The sequence below is a fragment of the Ruegeria sp. C6 genome (genome assembly GCF_056537625.1).
Window position 1 is genome coordinate 87,958 of the sequence record NZ_JBQFRW010000005.1, and the last position, 17,410, is coordinate 105,367.

The following is a 17,410-nucleotide window of genomic DNA, read 5'->3' on the forward strand; positions in this document are numbered from 1 at the left end:
TATGGCTGCTATCTGGTCAACGCGCCGGCGATCTTGGCTGCTAACCGCTTTGCCACATCATCCTTGTCCATACGCGGCCATTCTTCGGCACCTTGCTCTGAGATCAGGATCACCGCATTCTCAGAACCGCCCATGATACCTGTCGCGGGGCTGACATCATTCGCAACGATCCAGTCACAGCCCTTGCGGGCACGTTTGGCCGTAGCATGTTCGATCACGTTGTCTGTTTCGGCGGCAAAACCCACCACCAAAACGGGCCTGCCACTTCCCATTCGCGCGATGCGCTTCAAAATGTCGGGATTCTCGGCAAACTCTAGCGCGGGCACCCCGTCGCGGCTTTTCTTCAGCTTCTGGTCCGAGGCACTGGATACCCGCCAATCGGCCACTGCAGCTGCAAATACCCCTGCATCCACCGGAAGCGCTGCGTCGACCGCATCCGACATTTGCAGCGCGGTCTCTACACGCACGACCTTCACGCCGTCTGGAGGAGGCACGTCAGCCGGACCCGTGATAAATGTAACATCGGCCCCCAGCGCAGATAGCGCGCGTGCGACAGCTGTCCCCTGCGCGCCCGACGATCGGTTGGCGATGTAACGTACCGGATCAATTGGTTCATGTGTCGGGCCCGAGGTCACCAGAATACGTTTGCCAGCCAAAGGCCCATCCCCGAACTGCGCCTCGATGGCAGCTACAATTTCAAGTGGCTCCGACATGCGGCCCGGACCGTATTCACCGCAAGCCATATCGCCTTCGTTGGGGCCGACAAAACGCACGCCGTCTGCTTCCAGTTGCGCATGGTTACGCCGGGTTGCGGGATGCTCCCACATGCGGACATTCATCGCAGGCGCACACAGAACCGGCGTATCGGTCGCCATCAAAAGGGTCGAGGCCAGATCATTAGCTAACCCGCCTGCCATCTTACCCATCAGATCGGCCGTTGCCGGAGCAACCACGATCAGATCAGCCGAACGGGAAAGCTGAATATGACCCATCTCAGCTTCATCGGTCAGATCAAAGATATCTCGATAGACCTTTTCACCGGCGAGGGCAGACACGGATAACGGAGTTACGAATTCTTCGGCAGCACGCGTCAAAACCGGCGTGACCGCCGCACCACGTTCCCGCAACCGCCGGATCAGGTCCAGCGACTTGTAGGCCGCAATCCCACCGCCGATAATCAGCAGAATACGTTTCGATGACAGCATGGCTCGCCCTTCCCGTCCCGGTCGGCCCTGACATTAGGCAACGCTGGCGGGCAGTTCCAGCAGTTAATTCTGCACCTCAAAGGCTTTGCAGGGGTCTTCTCGCTCGACTGTGGGGCTATCGATAACAGCATCAAAATCCCCGCTCACGACCCCATCTTCGGATTGTCCAAGTACAAAGACCTTCAAACCGGGGCGCAGTCGCGACAGAAAAGTCGGAATTCCGCGATCCTTACGGGCATGGCCATTGCCAGTGATGACCGCGACAGGCCCACCAGTTTCGTCGGTGGCGCGCAGAATGGCTCGGGTCAACACAGCGTCCCTCAGACGTTGAATGGCTACCATCTGCGGTAGAACTTCAGCGGGCAATGCGTCGCAATGTGCCGCCAGTTGATCAGCCTCGCGTGCGGCTTGATCTTCATCCGACAGGGGTACAGTCAATCCATATCTGGCCGCATCAGCCCCCAACGCTGTGGCCGCCCCGCGTTCCATAGCAGCGCGGGCCGCTTCACGCGGAACCATCGCGCCATACACCGGCACATCCGCGGCCTGAAAAATGGGGTAGTACATTCTGAGAGGCGGCCAGCCGGATTCTGCCCAGCGCAGAATTCGGGACAGCTCCTCGGGATTGGTTGCCGCTTTTTGAGCCAACCGCTGAGCACCTTCTTCGGTCACCATTTCCCAGACAACCGCCGTGGGCGTGATTGCCTCAACTGCTTCGGCTTGGACCAGATGATGCTGAGGGTTGTCATGTATCTCGCCCAGAATGACGACATCCGCGGCCCGCATGTCGGCCAACACGTCCTGAGGGATAAATTCAGCAGCTCGAACCGTTTGAGGCAAAGTGGCGAGCAACACAAAAGCTGTAAGAATCGCAAGAGGTTTCATGCGAAGAAGTGTTGCACCTCGCGCGATTGCGCTTCAAGGTTCTTGCGCATCTTTGTGAACGCTGCCGCCTCGAGCTGGCGCACACGCTCTTTCGACAGGCCAAGCTCTTTCCCAAGACTTTCCAGCGTCCGGGCAGGCTCACGCAGTTTTCTTTCGCGAACGATAAACCGCTCGCGATCGTTCAAAGCTTGCATCGCCGCCACCAGCCATTCGCGCAGTTGCTGGTTGTCGTGGCTGTTCTCTACTACCTCGGCGGCTTGTTCGCTGTCATCTTCCAGCGCATCAATCCACTCGCGCCCGTCCTCATCTGCAGACTGCACCGCATTCAGCGAGAAATCGGACCCTGCCAGACGGCCTTCCATCATCTCGACATCACGCAGCGGGACTCCGATTTCGGCGGCAATCTTCTGATGCAACTGATGGCGATCCAGCTCCAGCCCCTCAGTCGCGGCTTCGCGCTCCAGACGCGCCTGTACCCGACGCATGTTGAAGAACAGCGATTTCTGGGAAGAGGTCGAACCAGTGCGCACCATCGACCAATTGCGCATCACGTAATCCTGAATGCTGGCCTTGATCCACCACACTGCATACGTTGAAAACCGCACACCCCGATCCGGATCGAACTTGTCGGCGGCTTTCATCAAGCCCAGTCCCGCCTCCTGAATCAGATCATTCATCGGCGCGCCGTAGCGTTTGAATTTCGCCGCCATTGATATCGCCAGCCGCATGTAAGCCGTAATGAGGCGATGCAGCGCCTGTTCATCGCGTTCATCGCGCCAGGCATAGGCCAGTTTCAGTTCTGTCTCGGCATCCAGCAACTCGGCCTTCATTGCCTTACGGGACATCGAAAAATCATGTGCGTTGTCGAGTGCCATGCAATTCTCCCCTTTTATCACAGGCGATGGGCCGGGCTTGCCTTGCCGACTTGTGGTCGATACGCAGGACAAAACCGGGTGGATCACCAGAAAGGTAATAAAAGTGCATGCCGATTTAACCTTTATCCTAGGCGGCGCTGCATCCGGAAAATCTGCTTTTGCGGAGCAACTTGCTGTTTCAACTGGGAAAAGTCGCGTTTACCTTGCGACATCACAAGTGTTTGATGACGAGATGCGCCTAAAAATCAGGCAACATATTGCACAACGCGGCAGCGGGTGGACGACGATCGAAGCGCCATTTGATCTATCGCCGGAACTCGCCAAGCTGACAAATGATCAGATTTGCCTGATCGATTGTGCAACCATGTGGCTGACAAATCACCTGCTGGCAGAGAATAACCTAGAGGAAGCACAGGCCGGGCTGCTTGAGGCGATGAAGACCTGTGCCGCCCAGATCGTCGTGGTATCAAACGAAGTCGGCCACGGGATCGTCCCCGACAACGCCTTATCCCGTCGATTCCGCGAGGCGCAGGGACGGCTGAACATCGCTTTGGCTGCGCAGGCAGATCGGGTGGTGCAGGTTACGGCCGGGCTGCCGCTGGTTCTCAAAGGGCAACCCCTATGACGCGCCTGCATTTGGTACGGCACGGCCCCACCCATGCTAAAACTATGGTAGGCTGGTCCGACCTTCCTGCCGACTTGAGTGATAAGGCCGCGATTGCACGGCTTGATGCGCATCTGCCTTCCAATGCCGTCGTAATCTCATCAGACTTGTCACGCGCCAGCGATACGGCCAGCGCCATTCAAGGCACGCGACTCCGCCTTCCGCACCACCGCGATCTGCGCGAAATTAATTTCGGCAACTGGGAGATGCGCCCCTTCGCCGAGATCGAGGCGGAAGACCCCGAGCTTTGCTTTGCCTACTGGGATAATCCGGGCGAGGTCAGGCCTCCAAACGGGGAAAGCTGGAATGAGGTCCGCGCGCGTGTCGATAGGGTCGTCGACACCCTGATCGCGGCCCATACCGGATGTGACCTAGTCCTGGTCGCCCATTTCGGAGTGATCCTGACTCAGGTCCAACGCGCTCTGGACGTGGACGCCCAACACGCGTTTGGTCACCGCATCGACAACCTGTCCGTCACCGAGATCACGCGCCATAACGATGGTTGGACTGTAGGTCGGATTAATCACCGACCGTGATAAGGTTGCGCACAAATCTCTGATTTACCGACGCGTCTCTGTCCGACATCGTTGCCGCATGACATATGATCTCTTTATCGGTGACCGGTTGTTCTCGAGCTGGTCCATGCGCGGATGGCTGATGCTTGAGAAATTCGGCCTGCCATACCGCACCCACATGATTGGCCTTTATTCCGGCACAATGGCGGCGGATATGGAACCACTGGCCCCGGCGCGCCTTGTTCCTGCGCTGCGTCTACCAGATGGAACCGTGGTCGGCGAAAGCCTCGCGATGGCAGAGACATTGGCCGAACGCCACCCCGAAGCAGGGCTTTGGCCGTCAGACCCCGCCGCGCGCGCCACAGCCCGGTGGCTTTGTGCTGAAATGGTTGCCGGTTTCACAGCGCTGCGGGGGCAATGCCCCATGCAGTTGAAACGTTGCTGGGAAGGGTTCAAACCTTCACCTGAAACGATGACTGATTTGCAGCGGATCGAAACCCTCTGGGCCCATGCACGGAAGGTCTCTGGCGCCGCGTCGGGCCCGCTGTTTGGTGCCTATTCTCTGGCTGATATTTTCTACACGCCGGTCGCTGCGCGGATTGTCGGCTATGGCCTGCCCGTGTCCGAGGTCAATCGTGCATACTGCATGCACCTGCTCTCTGATATCGCAGTTCGGCAATGGCGCGCCATGGGCATGACGGTCGCGTATGAGCCCTTCCCGTATCCGCAAGACCTTCCCGCACACAGTTGGCCAATTGGCGGGGGTTCAGGGGCATTGGCAGTCAGCACAGGCCCCTCGGTCAACACAGCCTGCCCCTATTCCGGCAAGCCTGTACAAGACTATCTGGAACTCGATGGCAAGATTTGGGGCTTTTGTAATCCGTTTTGCCGAGACAAGACCATTGCCGACCCTGAGGCGTGGCCGAAATTTACGGCGATGGTTGCTGACGTTAACGATTCTTAAACTGCAGCCATGGCAGCAACGTCCTGTTAACCAAGAACAGGATTGCCATGGTCGCCCGCGCCCACACCGTTGCCTTTCAAGGGGTCGATGCCCGCCCGGTCGAGGTGCAATGCGCCGTCTCACCGGGCCTTCCGGCCTTTTCCATCGTGGGATTGCCGGACAAGGCAGTCTCCGAAGCACGGGACCGTGTTCGTAGTGCGCTAAGTTCGATGGCGATCGCGCTGCCGTCGAAACGGATCACGATTAACCTTTCGCCTGCAGATCTGCCCAAAGAGGGCAGCCATTTCGACCTGCCTATCGCCGTCGCTTTGTTGACTGCGTTGGAAATCATTCCAGCGGATGCTGCCGAGGGCGCTGTCGCGTTGGGCGAGTTGTCTTTGGATGGTTCTCTGGTACCCGTCGTCGGCGCGCTGCCCGCAGCCATGACAGCAGCCGCCGATGATCGCAGCTTGCTTTGTCCCAGCGCCTCTAGCGCCGAAGCCGCGTGGGTTGACGCCACTCAGGTGATCGGAGCGGGCTCGTTGGGGGATGTGGTGCGGCACTTTACCGGTCAGTCTGCGCTGCCCGCTGCGACACCGGGCGAAGTGAAACTATCACCCAACGCACGGGACCTGCGGGACGTGAAGGGGCAAGAGCGCGCCAAACGCGCCTTGGAAATCGCCGCAGCCGGGCGGCATCATTTGATCATGATCGGGACACCGGGTTCCGGCAAATCCATGCTGGCGGCGCGTCTGCCGGGTATTTTGCCGCCTCTGAGCCCGGTCGAAGCTTTAGAGACATCGATGATCCAGTCGCTTTGCGGCTTACTGGACGAAGGGGGCATCAGCCGCGCCAGACCGTTTCGCGAGCCGCACCATACCGCTTCGATGGCGGCGATCGTGGGCGGTGGCAAAGGTGCGAAACCCGGTGAGATATCACTGGCGCATAACGGCGTTCTGTTCATGGACGAGTTTCCCGAATTTCCGCGCACCGTGCAGGAAACCCTGCGACAGCCGATTGAAACCGGCGAAGTCATGGTCGCCCGCGCCAACGCCCATGTGAAATACCCATGCCGCTTTATGCTGGTAGCCGCCGCGAACCCGTGCAAATGCGGATACCTGACGGACCCGTCCCGCGCCTGTTCACGCGCACCGGTCTGTGGCGAGGATTACTTGGGGCGTATCTCAGGGCCGTTGATGGACCGGTTCGATTTGCGCATCGAAGTCCCTCCGGTCGGATTTACCGATCTCGACCTGCCGCCTACCGGCGACAGCTCTGCGGCCGTCGCAGAGCGGGTTGAAGCGGCGCGCGCCATACAAGCAGATCGCTTTCGCGACACGCCAAATATCCGTCAAAACGCAGATGTCGAAGGCAATGTGCTGGAAGAAATCGCCGCCCCTGATGCTCAGGGCAAAGAACTATTGCTAAAAGCCGCGGAACGCTTTGGCCTGTCGGCCCGCGCCTTTCACCGCATCCTACGCGTGGCCCGCACCATTGCCGACCTCGAAGGTGAGCCGGATGTGCGCCGCCCCCATGTCGCCGAGGCGCTGAGCTTTCGCATCAGCGCCAAAGCAGGAGCTTAAAGTTTCGCCTCAATCGCTTGCCAGATTTTCTCGGCGATGTTCACGCCATTGAACCGCTCAAGCTCCTGAATACCAGTGGGTGAGGTCACGTTGATCTCGGTCAGGTAGTCGCCAATTACATCGATCCCCACAAAGATCTGACCACGTTCCTTCAATAACGGTCCGATCGCAGCGCAGATTTCCATATCTCGCTCGGACAGGCCGATTTTCTCGGGGCGCCCGCCCACATGCATGTTCGAGCGGGTCTCGCCCTCAGCCGGAACCCGGTTGATGGCGCCCACTGGCTCTCCATCGACAAGTATGACCCGCTTGTCGCCATTGCGAACATCGGGCAGGAATTTCTGCGCGATCAGAGGCTCACGAGAAAAGCCGGTGAACAGCTCATGCAGCGACGTCAAGTTGCGGTCATTCGCATCAAGACGGAATACGCCAGCACCTCCGTTGCCGTAAAGCGGCTTGAGGATGATATCGCCATGCTTTTCCTTGAACGCCTTGATGGTTCGCAAATCCCGCGCAATCGTGGTGGGCGGAGTCAGTTCAGGGAAATCCAGAACCAGCAGCTTTTCGGGATAGTTTCGCACCCAAAACGGATCGTTAACCACCAGGGCCTGCCCCTTTAGCCGGTCAAGCAAATGGGTCGAGGTGATGTAGTGCATGTCAAACGGGGGGTCTTGCCGCAGCCAGACGACATCAAATTCAGCAAGGTCCACTTCACGCTCAGGGCCCAACACTGCCGGGTTGCCAGCGACTCGTTGCACCGTCATGTCATGGCCGCGCGCCGTGATCTTGCCTTCCTGGTAAGCCAGTTGATCCGGGCCATAAAAAAACAGCTGGTGGCCGCGCACCTGAGCCTCTTCTGCCAGACGGAAAGAGCTGTCGGCGTTGATATCCACGGCCCCGATTGGGTCCATCTGAAAGGCGATCTTCATGGTGTATCCCTCAATTCCACGCTCGATACATGGCGCAGAGGCTTGACGGGTTCAATGGGGGTCAGTCCAAACCAAAGGCGTTTTCGATGATTTGAACAGTTCCAGTGTCATCAACCAGTGCCGCATCAAACCGAGTATTCGTCAGCTGACCAGCAGGCTCCTGTTCAAGAAACTGGGCAGCGGATGCGCAAATTCGATCCATCTGTCGGCGACTAATCCGAGCGGCTGCACGGTCAAAACTATGGCTTTTCTTAACCTCAATGAAGACCAACCCATCTGCGTTGCGCGCGATCAGATCTATTTCACCGCCAGCACCGCGCCACCTGCGTCTTGCGATTGAATAACCCCGGCGCACGTATTCGGCGGCCACGCAAAGTTCGGCGGATTGTCCAGCGTGATAAGATACAGAACCCCGAACGGATCTCTGTGCCATATCATCCCTTTCCCAGCTTCAGAGCCATCTGATAGATCGGGCGGCGCGGCAGGCTGAACATCTCTGACACCAAATCTGCCGCATCACGCACCGAATGCGTTTGCAAAGCTTTTATCAATGCCTCTTCTACGTCAGAGTCCTTAACAGATTGCGAATGGGCGCGATCCACAAGCAGAACCACCTCGCCCTTTACCGATGCGCCCTCGTACTCTGTTGCCAGATCAGCGAGCGTCCCTCGGCGAGTTTCTTCAAACTTCTTCGTGAGTTCACGGCACAGGGCCGCCTGTCGGTCTCCACCCAAAATATCCGCGAGATCAGAGAGGCAGGTAGCCACGCGCTTCGGCGATTCATAGAAGACAAGCGTTCCGGGGACGCTGCGCAGGGATTCGATTCGTGAACGCCGTGCGCCAGAGGCATTGGGCAAGAACCCGGCAAAGAAAAATGCATCCGTGGGAAGCCCCGCCAACGTCAGCGCCGTCAAAACAGCAGACGGTCCCGGTGCACATGTCACGTTGTGCCCAGCCTCAGCCGCCTGGCGGCCTAAATCATAGCCGGGATCGGCGATCAGCGGCATTCCCGCCTCGGACGCGTAAGCCACCGATTGCCCTTGTTCCAGCGCCTCAAGTATTTTGCCCCGCGCGCCCGCGCCGCTGTGATCGTGGTAGGCCAATATGCGGCGCCCTTCGAGCGGCACGCCGTGGATTTCCATCAAACGTCGCAAGCTGCGCGTATCTTCGGCAGCAATCATGTCTGCCGAGGCCAAAACATCGAGCGCCCTGAGCGTAATATCGCGTGCCGTCCCGATTGGGGTGGCAATAAAGTACAGCCCAGTGGCCAATCTGATCTTTTGGAAATTCAAAGCTGGACCCTCACAGCGTGACGTTTATTATCGCGGTTCAATAGACCAAGGTGCCCTCAGACGCCGGATCAGGGAGTTTTCTTTTAGATGTTTACCGTTTGCAAGCCCGCACGCAAACTGGCGAAATCCGCCATTGTACTGGCCACGGCCGCTTTTCTGGCCGCCTGTGAAGTCGGCGGCATCAGCGGAGGCCCCTCGATCGACACCTCTGACCCGGTTCCGGTGGCCCTGTTGGTCCCAAGCGGATCACCTCAGTCTGGCGATGCGGCCCTTGCCCGTAGCCTTGAGAACGCAGCGCGGCTGGCTATAGCGGATTTGCCGAACGTCAAGATTGATCTGCGCGTCTACGACACGGCCGGCAATGCCGGAACGGCCTCGGCGGTTGCACAGCAAGCTGTAGCGGACGGGGCCAAGATCATTCTTGGGCCAGTGTACGCACAAGCCGCAAACGCGGCAGGACTTGCGGTGCTAAACAACAATGTGAACGTGCTGTCCTTCTCGAACAACACCAGTATTGCGGGCGGCAATGTCTATGTGCTTGGCCCCACTTTCCAGAACACGGCCAACAGGCTGGTGAACTACGCCGGACAGCAGGGTAAAAACAGTACTGTCATTGTGCACAGCAATGACTCAGCGGGCCAGCTAGGCCAGTCTGCCATCGCTGCCGCGCTCAGCAACAGCCGCGTCAACAATGCGGGCACAGTTGGATATGACCGGTCACAGCAGGGCGTGATCGATTCGGTTTCGGCGATCAAAGCAACGGTCGATTCGACCGGCGCGGATTCAATTTTCCTGACCGCGACAACCGCAGGCGCGCTGCCGCTTTACAGCCAGTTGTTGCCCGAGGCTGGTGTGTCGCCTGCGACAACTCAGTATATCGGCCTGACACGTTGGGACATTCCGGCCCAAACGCTGGAATTGCCTGGCGTACAAGGTGGCTGGTTCGCACTTCCCGATCCGGCAAAGGCACAGGCGTATCGCCAGCGTTACAACAACACCTACGGTGAGGCACCACACCCGATCAGCGGGCTTGCCTATGACGGAATCGCTGCGATCGGAGCCTTGGTAAGCCAGGGCAAATCGAACGCGTTGACAGGTGCAGCATTAACCCAGAACGCCGGTTTTCAGGGTGTCGGCGGTATTTTCCGCCTGCGACCGAACGGTACGAACGAACGCGGTCTGGCTGTTGCCACGATCCAGAACAAACAGGTGGTTGTGATTGACCCTGCCCCACAAAGCTTCTCTGGCGCCGGATTCTAATCGACCGGCGCAGGGCTCTGCGCCCGATGTCAATCTGATCTGCGCGGCTGACGAGATTTTTAACAACGCCGAGGTCAATGCCAACCTGTCCGCCGCTGTTGAAAACAGTTCGGATAACGCAGCCTTGCGCGCCGAGACGGTGCGCATTCTGCGAGAGGCGCAAAAGACAGGCCGCAAGGCGATTGCGGACGCCTTTGCCGAGCGCCCATTTGATGCACTGCCGCTGACGCATTCCTATACCTATCTGACGGACCAGATGGTCGGCACAGCAATGCGCATCGCCAGCGAGCATCTGCATCCGCTGGCAAATCCCACGCAAGGCGAGAAAATCGCCGTGCTGGCAGTGGGAGGTTATGGCCGGGGTGAGATGGCACCGTCATCCGATGTAGATCTGCTTTTTCTGACGCCGTACAAAATCACCGCCTGGGCCGAGAGCGTGATCGAATCCATGCTCTATATTCTCTGGGATCTGCGGCTGAAGGTCGGTCACTCTTCACGCACGATCAAAGATTGCCTGCGTCTGGGGGCCGATGACTTCACCATCCGTACCGCCATGCTGGAACAACGGTATCTCGTCGGGGATCAGCCCCTTGCGCAAGAACTTGAAGCGCGCCTGAAGACCGATCTTTTCAAAGGCACCGAGCGGGAATTTATCGAAGCCAAGCTGAAAGAGCGCGATGAGCGGCACCTGAAGCAGGGTGAACGCTATATGGTCGAACCCAATGTCAAAGAGGGCAAGGGCGGCTTGCGCGACCTGCAATCGCTCTACTGGATCGCAAAATATATCTATGGCGTAACGGATGTGGCCGAACTGGTCCCTATGGGCCTCTTTACGCCCGAAGAGTTTGACGAGTTCGCGCAAGCCGAAGAATTCCTTTGGGCCGTCAGGTCTCATTTGCATCTGGTGACAGGCCGCGCGACGGAACAACTGACCTTCGATCTGCAGGTCGAGGTGGCCGATCGTATGGGATATCAAGACCGCGCCGGTCGGCGCGCCGTCGAGGTGTTCATGCAACGCTATTTCCGCGAAGCCACCCGTGTGGGCGAATTGACACGGATTTTCCTGACCAAACTGGAAGCCTCGCACATGAAGGGCGCGGCCTTGCTGGAACGTATTTTCCGCCGTCGCCCCCGCGTCAAGGCCGGTTACCGCGTGGTCCATGGCCGTCTGGATATCGCGGACCCTGACACGTTCCTGTCAGACAAGGTCAACCTGTTACGGTTGTTCGAAGAGGGTTTGCGCACGGGTATGCTGATCCATCCCGACGCAATGCGGTTGGTGACGGCCAACCTGAACCTGATCGACGATGAGATGCGCAACGACAAAGAGGCGCGGCGCATCTTTCTTGATCTGATGCTGAAACACGGCAACCCCGAACGTGCCCTGCGACGAATGAACGAGTTGGGGGTTCTGTCAGCCTTTTTGCCCGAGTTTGAGCACATCGTGGCGATGATGCAGTTCAATATGTATCACAGCTATACGGTGGACGAGCATACGATCCAGTGCATCGTCAATTTGGCGCAGATCGAGCGAGGAGAGTTAATCGAGGAACTGCCCTTGGCGTCATCCATCCTGGAGGGTGGTGTTAGCCGAAAGGTTCTATACGTGGCTCTGTTGCTGCACGACATCGGCAAAGGACGCCCCGAAGATCATTCGATTCTGGGTGCGCAAATCGCGCGCAAAGTGGCACCACGATTAGGGCTGAGCAAGGCGGATTCGGAAACCGTCGAATGGCTTGTACGCTATCACTTGCTGATGTCCGATATGGCGCAAAAACGCGACATCTCAGACCCGCGCACAATCCGCGATTTCGCGAAAGCTGTTGCAACCGTCAAACGGCTGGACTTGCTGACGGTGCTGACAGTCTGTGACATCCGCGGTGTCGGACCAACGACCTGGAACAACTGGAAGGCTACATTGCTGCGCGCTTTGCATGCTGACACCAAACACGCACTGGAATCCGGGATGGAGGCGCTTAACCGAGCCAATCGTGGAGATGGTGCGAAAAAGCAGTTGCGGGCCGAATTGGAAAACTGGTCCAAATCTGACCTGAAAACCGAAACCGGGCGGCATTATGATCCATATTGGCAGGGATTGAACCTTTCGACACATGTCGAATTCGCGGAAATGTTGAAATCGCTGGAGGACAGCGGCGATCCTGGTGACGTAGAAATCCGTCTGCATCCGGATGAGGATCGCGACGCCACCCGCGCGTGTTTTGCCATGGGTGATCATCCGGGTATTTTTTCTCGCATTGCGGGGGCACTTGCCCTTGTCGGAGCCAATGTGGTTGATGCCCGCAGCTATACGACGAAAGACGGGTATGTAACTGATGCGTTCTGGGTTCAGGACGCCGAGGGCCATCCCTTCGAGGCCACGCGCCTGCCTCGGCTGACCCAGATGATTCACAAGACACTCAGGGGTGAGGTGGTCGCACGGGACGCATTGAAATCCCGCGACAAGATCAAGAAGCGCGAACGCGCCTTCAACGTCCCGACCCATATCACCTTCGACAACGAAGGTTCAGAGATTTACACGATCATCGAAGTCGACACCCGCGACCGGCCCGGACTGCTATATGATTTGACGCGCACGATGGCAGCCGCCAATGTCTATATCGCGAACGCAGTGATCGCCACCTATGGCGAACAGGTGGTCGACACGTTCTATGTCAAGGATATGTTCGGCCTGAAATACCACTCTGAGGCCAAGCAACGCGGGTTGGAAGCCAAGCTGCGCGCGGCCATCACCGAAGGTGCCGAGCGGGCCGCATCATGAAGCCGATCCGCCTGATTTCGGGCTTTTTCACCGTTGGGTTCTGGACCTTGGCAAGCCGCATTCTGGGCTTCTTGCGGGAAATCCTGCTGACCGCTTATATCGGGCCCGGACCGGTGATGGACGCTTTCGTCGCAGCCTTCCGACTACCCAATATGTTCCGCCGCTTCTTTGCCGAGGGCGCATTCAACGCAGCCTTTGTTCCAATGTTTTCAAAACGCCTTGAAGGCGGTGAAGACGCCGAAGGTTTCGCACAGGATGCGTTTAACCTGTTGGCAGTGGCGGTGCTCGCGCTAGTCGGTCTGGCGATGGTCTTCATGCCCGCGTTGGTTTGGATAACCGCCGAAGGATTCTATGGTGATGAACGCTTCGATCTGGCGGTGGATTATGGTTACGTCGTGTTCCCCTACATCCTGTTTATGTCCCTCGCTGCGCTGTTTTCCGGAGTATTGAACGCTACCGGGCGCTTCGCCGCTGCAGCCGCCGCTCCTGTGCTGCTGAACATATTCGCCTGCTCCGCGTTAATCTTTGGCGCGATATCTGGTGGAGAAATCATACGCTTGCTCATCGCGGTCATCCCAGTCGCAGGCATCGCGCAATTAGCGCTTGTCTGGATTGCGACTGAACGCGCGGGAATTCGCATTCGGCCCGGTTGGCCAAAGCTCAGCCCGGAAATGCGCCGCATGGTGCGGATCGCGGTTCCTGCGGCGTTGGCCATGGGCGTAACGCAAGTCAATCTTGTGGTCGGACAGCTTGTGGCATCAAAAACCGAAAAGGCAGTCAGTTGGCTGTTTGCCGCAGATCGTTTGTATCAACTGCCGCTCGGAGTGGTTGGCATCGCCGTCGGCATCGTGCTGTTACCCGACCTGTCACGCCGCCTGCGTGCAGACGACAAAGATGGAGCACGCAATGCCTTTTCACGGGCCGGAGAGTTTACTCTGCTGCTGACCTTGCCTTCAACGGTTGCCTTTATGATCATCCCCGGCCCGTTGGTCTCGGTCCTGTTCCAACGTGGCCAGTTCAGCGCCGAAGATACAGCGGCGACCGCCTTGGCCGTGGCCATCTATGGTATCGGGCTGCCCGCATTCATGCTGCAGAAGCTACTGCAACCTTTGTTCTTCGCCCGCGAAGATACCAAATCACCGTTTCGATACGCAGTGGTTGCGATGGTGGTGAATGCCGGACTTGCCTTTGGGCTTTATCCCATTGTCGGGTGGATTGCGCCCGCAATCGCAGCGTCGACTGCTGGCTGGGCCATGGTTGTGCTGCTTGCAATCGGCGCGCGCAGAATGGGCGACGAAGCCCGATTTGATGACCGGTTCAAACAGCGGATCTGGCGGGTCGTGGCGGCATCGGCTGGCATGGGGGTGGTGTTGTTTGCGGCCATTAACCTCTTCGGCTGGACGTTCGAAGTACCAGGCTGGCGTTACCTTGCGCTGCTCGTGCTCATTGTAACTGCGGCGGTGGCCTACTTCCTGTTGGGGCACATCTTTGGCGCCTTCCGGATTTCGGAGTTCCGCACAGCGCTGCGCCGAAGCTAATGCGCATCAATCGCGTCGCGTTTTGCTGAGGATGCGTGCCCAGCCACCCGGAGCCAGAAAGAAAGACAAACCAAAACCGGTGGCAAAACCGCCCAGATCGGCGACCCAATCCGAGGTCCCACCGAAGATCAGACCGAACAGCAACTGAATGCCCATAAGAACCGCGATCAGGCTGAATGCGCGCGATTGGTTTTCACCCACCAGAGAAAGCTTGCGCCACAGCAGCCAAGTGAACGCGCCGATCAGCCCGTAAACCGGAGGAAACCCGCCAACCAGAGGATAAGGCGGGTTCAGCAGCACCGCGTAGGCCAGCGCTCCGCCTACGCCAGACAGCACGAAAATGATCAGCATGGCGACACTGCCAAAGACCTCGGCAACCATCTTACCCATCGCCAGCACAAACACGCAGACAAACACTGCTTGCGTGAAATTGGCCTGAACAAAGGGATAGGTGACAAAGCGGATCGCATGTTCGAACGGCCAGCGCCCGTTCTGAACCATCCAATCGAAGATATCGGGCGAAAACGTATATTGCTGCAGCGCATCCAGCCGCCAACCAACGGCGGTTGGCCCACCGACCAAGCCCCTGCTGCCAAGCAAGAAGATCAGTTCAATCCCGATGATGAACAGAACCAGCGCCACCACGACCGGCGGCAGAGGGTTCACGGGCGGTGTATAATGCTCACTGCTCATTGGGCTGGCCTTTCGCGGCTGTTGACGTCCCTTGGCCTCATGGGTAAGCGACGGGGGCTGATTTTTCCAGACAGGAGTTTCCTTCGATGACCGAGACCCAATTCACGCCGCGCGTGTTTTCCGGCATCCAGCCTTCAGGAAACCTGCACTTGGGTAATTACCTGGGTGCACTTAAACGTTTCGTGGATATGCAGGGGCCGGAATACGAGACCGTCTACTGCATGGTCGACCTCCACGCGATTACTGTCTGGCAAGATCCGGATCGTCTGCGTGAAAAGACCCGCGAAGTTTGCGCGGGGTTCATTGCCGCTGGTCTGGATCCCGAGAAATCCATCCTGTTCAATCAAAGCCAGGTGCCCGAGCATACTCAGCTGGCATGGATCTTCAACTGCATCGCCCGTATCGGCTGGATGCAGCGAATGACACAGTTCAAGGACAAGGCCGGTAAGAATGCGCAGAACGCCTCTTTGGGTCTGTTCGCCTATCCTGCCCTGATGGCGGCAGACATTCTGGTCTATCACGCGACCCATGTGCCTGTTGGTGAAGACCAGAAGCAACATCTGGAACTGACGCGCGACATCGCAATCAAGTTCAACCATGACTATGGCGTCGATTTCTTTCCGGTGACCGAACCGGTCATCGGTGGGCCTGCGCCCCGTGTGATGAACCTGCGTGACGGGTCCCGGAAGATGTCGTCGTCAGACCCGTCTGATATGACGCGGATCAACATGACCGATGATGCCGATGCCATCGCCAAGAAGATCCGTAAAGCCAAGACCGATCCGGACGCTTTGCCGTCGGAGATCGATGGCCTTGAAGACCGTCCCGAGGCGCGCAATCTGGTGAATATCTATGCCGCGCTTAGCGACCAGACGGCCGCACAAGTGCTGGCTGAGGTTGGCGGGAAGCAATTCGGTGAGTTCAAGCCAATGTTGGCAGAGCTTGCGGTCTCGAAACTCTCGCCCATTTCAACCGAAATGGCGCGCCTGATGGGCGAAGAGGCCGAGATTGATCAGATTCTCGCCCGAGGTGCTGAACGGGCACGTGCAATCGCGGCCCCGATTCTGCAGCAGACCTACGAGATTGTAGGGATGGTCGGCGCGGGCAAGTCCTGACCACGCGATCGCAATCCAAAAAGAACGCCGCCCTATCTCGGGCGGCGTTTTTAGTTCCGTCGGCTCTTATGCCGCCTGCAGGCTCAGCATCTCGTGCACGATGGATTCCGCAACTTCGTGCGGGCTGACCGCTTCGGCTTTGGCCCGTGTCAGGATGCGATCCATCGTCTGCTCCAGCGCCTGCAACCTACCGGCGACCCAAGCTTCACGCTCTGCGACACGGAGGATTTCCGTCGCCACATTCACGATACCACCGCCATTGGCGACGAAGTCAGGGGCGTAAAGAATGCCACGCTCGTGGAGCAACTGCGCGTCCCGATCGCTGGACAACTGATTATTTGCCCCTCCGGCCACAGCGCCGACTTTCAGTAATGGAATACTCGTTTCGTTCAGGATGCCGCCGATCGCACAAGGCGCAAAGATATCCGCTTCAACGCCGTAGATCGCATCGGGTGCAACGACCCGTGCCGCAAACCGTTCGGCCACGCGGGCCGCTTGCCGGGTGTCGATGTCAGTTACGATTAACTGCGCACCAGAATCGTGCAACAACTGGCACAAATGCTCGCCTACATGGCCAAGACCCTGAACCGATACCGTCAGGCCTTTAAGGCCAGAAAGCCTGAACCGGTGCTGCGCTGTCACCCGGATAGCATTGAATATCCCGCGCGCCGTTATCGGAGACGGATCACCGCTGGCGAACTCACCTTCCGCCAGCCCAGCCACAAATTCGGTTTCAGACCCGATATGCGCCATATCTGCAGGCGTCATACCCATATCTTCTGCCGTCCAGTACAGACCGTTCAAACCTTGAATCACGCGCCCAAAGGCCTGCAAAAGTTCAGGTGATTTATCCTCATGAGGATCCCCGATAATGACAGCCTTGCCTCCCCCGAGCGGCAGATCAGCCGCGGCGTTCTTGAACGTCATGCCCCTTGCCAGTCGCAAAGCATCGTCCAGGGCCTCGGCTGGGTGGCCGTAAGGGCGCATACGCACACCGCCCGCAGCGGGGCCACATTGCGTTGAGTGGATCGCGATGTAGCCCAATAGACCAAGTGAGTTATCTTTGAATTCGACCACGCGCTCGTGCTCTGGCGCGTCTACGATGGTGATGTCCATTCTTCTCCTCCGGAGTGC

At 58.1% G+C, this 17,410-nt stretch carries 16 protein-coding genes; 8 read left to right on the top strand and 8 right to left on the bottom strand.

What is annotated here, in order from left to right; translation table 11 throughout:
• Positions 1-8 precede the first annotated feature (8 nt).
• The 3 genes from coaBC to ACR0MJ_RS16000 all read right to left on the bottom strand — a co-directional run bounded on the left by coaBC (position 9) and on the right by ACR0MJ_RS16000 (position 2,965).
• Positions 9-1,205, bottom strand: coding sequence for a bifunctional phosphopantothenoylcysteine decarboxylase/phosphopantothenate--cysteine ligase CoaBC (gene coaBC, locus ACR0MJ_RS15990; RefSeq protein ID WP_480761731.1), 1,197 nt, complete (start codon positions 1,203-1,205; stop codon positions 9-11).
• Positions 1,206-1,268: 63 nt separating this feature from the next.
• Positions 1,269-2,090 carry a ChaN family lipoprotein gene (locus ACR0MJ_RS15995; RefSeq protein ID WP_170395880.1) on the bottom strand — a complete coding sequence of 274 codons (822 nt, stop codon included), beginning with the start codon at positions 2,088-2,090 and terminating at the stop codon, positions 1,269-1,271.
• On the bottom strand, positions 2,087-2,965 hold the full coding sequence (locus ACR0MJ_RS16000) for an RNA polymerase factor sigma-32 (protein WP_170566354.1): 879 nt from the start codon (positions 2,963-2,965) through the stop codon (positions 2,087-2,089). The genes ACR0MJ_RS15995 and ACR0MJ_RS16000 overlap by 4 nt, the downstream gene beginning before the upstream one ends.
• A gap of 103 nt (positions 2,966-3,068) precedes the next feature.
• Here ACR0MJ_RS16000 and cobU point away from each other — a divergent pair, with 103 nt between their 5' ends.
• From cobU to ACR0MJ_RS16020, 4 genes are read left to right on the top strand one after another with little or no spacing between them, the layout of a single operon-like run.
• Positions 3,069-3,590 (top strand): bifunctional adenosylcobinamide kinase/adenosylcobinamide-phosphate guanylyltransferase, encoded by a 522-nt coding sequence (gene cobU, locus ACR0MJ_RS16005; RefSeq protein WP_170408461.1) that lies wholly within the window; start codon positions 3,069-3,071, stop codon positions 3,588-3,590.
• Positions 3,587-4,165 (top strand): histidine phosphatase family protein, encoded by a 579-nt coding sequence (locus tag ACR0MJ_RS16010; RefSeq protein ID WP_170408306.1) that lies wholly within the window; start codon positions 3,587-3,589, stop codon positions 4,163-4,165. The genes cobU and ACR0MJ_RS16010 overlap by 4 nt, the downstream gene beginning before the upstream one ends.
• Before the next feature lie 58 nt (positions 4,166-4,223).
• Complete coding sequence (locus ACR0MJ_RS16015) at positions 4,224-5,108, top strand: glutathione S-transferase (RefSeq protein WP_170408307.1); 885 nt, start codon at positions 4,224-4,226, stop codon at positions 5,106-5,108.
• Positions 5,109-5,155: 47 nt separating this feature from the next.
• Entirely contained in the window at positions 5,156-6,670 is a 1,515-nt protein-coding gene (locus ACR0MJ_RS16020; RefSeq protein ID WP_480761735.1) for a YifB family Mg chelatase-like AAA ATPase, read from the top strand.
• Here the strand turns inward: ACR0MJ_RS16020 and gshB are convergent.
• The 3 genes from gshB to rsmI form a co-directional block, all read right to left on the bottom strand.
• On the bottom strand, positions 6,667-7,599 hold the full coding sequence (gshB, locus tag ACR0MJ_RS16025; RefSeq protein ID WP_170513972.1) for a glutathione synthase: 933 nt from the start codon (positions 7,597-7,599) through the stop codon (positions 6,667-6,669). The genes ACR0MJ_RS16020 and gshB overlap by 4 nt on opposite strands.
• 61 nt (positions 7,600-7,660) lie before the next feature.
• Entirely contained in the window at positions 7,661-8,032 is a 372-nt protein-coding gene (locus ACR0MJ_RS16030; protein WP_480761736.1) for a YraN family protein, read from the bottom strand.
• A 1-nt stretch (position 8,033) separates the two neighbouring features.
• On the bottom strand, positions 8,034-8,891 hold the full coding sequence (gene rsmI, locus ACR0MJ_RS16035; protein WP_480761738.1) for a 16S rRNA (cytidine(1402)-2'-O)-methyltransferase: 858 nt from the start codon (positions 8,889-8,891) through the stop codon (positions 8,034-8,036).
• An 87-nt stretch (positions 8,892-8,978) separates the two neighbouring features.
• Here rsmI and ACR0MJ_RS16040 point away from each other — a divergent pair, with 87 nt between their 5' ends.
• The 3 genes from ACR0MJ_RS16040 to murJ are packed head-to-tail and all read left to right on the top strand — an operon-like array spanning position 8,979 to position 14,468.
• Entirely contained in the window at positions 8,979-10,151 is a 1,173-nt protein-coding gene (locus tag ACR0MJ_RS16040; RefSeq protein ID WP_170395865.1) for a penicillin-binding protein activator, read from the top strand.
• Positions 10,111-12,930, top strand: coding sequence for a [protein-PII] uridylyltransferase (locus ACR0MJ_RS16045; protein ID WP_480761740.1), 2,820 nt, complete (start codon positions 10,111-10,113; stop codon positions 12,928-12,930). The genes ACR0MJ_RS16040 and ACR0MJ_RS16045 overlap by 41 nt, the downstream gene beginning before the upstream one ends.
• Positions 12,927-14,468 carry a murein biosynthesis integral membrane protein MurJ gene (gene murJ, locus ACR0MJ_RS16050; protein WP_480761742.1) on the top strand — a complete coding sequence of 514 codons (1,542 nt, stop codon included), beginning with the start codon at positions 12,927-12,929 and terminating at the stop codon, positions 14,466-14,468. Before ACR0MJ_RS16045 ends, murJ begins: the two co-directional genes overlap by 4 nt.
• 6 nt (positions 14,469-14,474) lie before the next feature.
• Here the strand turns inward: murJ and ACR0MJ_RS16055 are convergent, their stop codons facing one another.
• Positions 14,475-15,161, bottom strand: a complete 687-nt coding sequence (locus ACR0MJ_RS16055) for a rhomboid family intramembrane serine protease (protein ID WP_170395859.1) — start codon at positions 15,159-15,161, stop codon at positions 14,475-14,477.
• Positions 15,162-15,247: 86 nt separating this feature from the next.
• Here ACR0MJ_RS16055 and trpS point away from each other — a divergent pair, with 86 nt between their 5' ends.
• Positions 15,248-16,276: a tryptophan--tRNA ligase gene (trpS, locus tag ACR0MJ_RS16060; protein WP_170626159.1), complete on the top strand. Its 1,029-nt coding sequence runs from the start codon at positions 15,248-15,250 to the stop codon at positions 16,274-16,276.
• Between the two features lie 66 nt (positions 16,277-16,342).
• Here trpS and ACR0MJ_RS16065 read toward each other — a convergent pair whose 3' ends face one another.
• A complete protein-coding gene (locus ACR0MJ_RS16065) occupies positions 16,343-17,392 on the bottom strand; it encodes a Glu/Leu/Phe/Val family dehydrogenase (protein WP_480761743.1) in 1,050 nt (349 codons plus the stop codon).
• Between the last annotated feature and the right edge of the window lie 18 nt (positions 17,393-17,410).

Excerpts from the sequence above, each read along its gene's own strand:
- coaBC (WP_480761731.1), bottom strand. The coding sequence starts at position 1,205 with ATGCTGTCATCGAAACGTATTCTGCTGATTATCGGCGGTGGGATTGCG.
- ACR0MJ_RS15995 (WP_170395880.1), bottom strand. The coding sequence starts at position 2,090 with ATGAAACCTCTTGCGATTCTTACAGCTTTTGTGTTGCTCGCCACTTTG.
- ACR0MJ_RS16000 (WP_170566354.1), bottom strand. The coding sequence starts at position 2,965 with ATGGCACTCGACAACGCACATGATTTTTCGATGTCCCGTAAGGCAATG.
- ACR0MJ_RS16010 (WP_170408306.1), top strand. The coding sequence starts at position 3,587 with ATGACGCGCCTGCATTTGGTACGGCACGGCCCCACCCATGCTAAAACT.
- ACR0MJ_RS16015 (WP_170408307.1), top strand. The coding sequence starts at position 4,224 with ATGACATATGATCTCTTTATCGGTGACCGGTTGTTCTCGAGCTGGTCC.
- ACR0MJ_RS16020 (WP_480761735.1), top strand. The coding sequence starts at position 5,156 with ATGGTCGCCCGCGCCCACACCGTTGCCTTTCAAGGGGTCGATGCCCGC.
- gshB (WP_170513972.1), bottom strand. The coding sequence starts at position 7,599 with ATGAAGATCGCCTTTCAGATGGACCCAATCGGGGCCGTGGATATCAAC.
- ACR0MJ_RS16030 (WP_480761736.1), bottom strand. The coding sequence starts at position 8,032 with ATGGCACAGAGATCCGTTCGGGGTTCTGTATCTTATCACGCTGGACAA.
- ACR0MJ_RS16040 (WP_170395865.1), top strand. The coding sequence starts at position 8,979 with ATGTTTACCGTTTGCAAGCCCGCACGCAAACTGGCGAAATCCGCCATT.
- murJ (WP_480761742.1), top strand. The coding sequence starts at position 12,927 with ATGAAGCCGATCCGCCTGATTTCGGGCTTTTTCACCGTTGGGTTCTGG.
- ACR0MJ_RS16055 (WP_170395859.1), bottom strand. The coding sequence starts at position 15,161 with ATGAGCAGTGAGCATTATACACCGCCCGTGAACCCTCTGCCGCCGGTC.
- trpS (WP_170626159.1), top strand. The coding sequence starts at position 15,248 with ATGACCGAGACCCAATTCACGCCGCGCGTGTTTTCCGGCATCCAGCCT.
- ACR0MJ_RS16065 (WP_480761743.1), bottom strand. The coding sequence starts at position 17,392 with ATGGACATCACCATCGTAGACGCGCCAGAGCACGAGCGCGTGGTCGAA.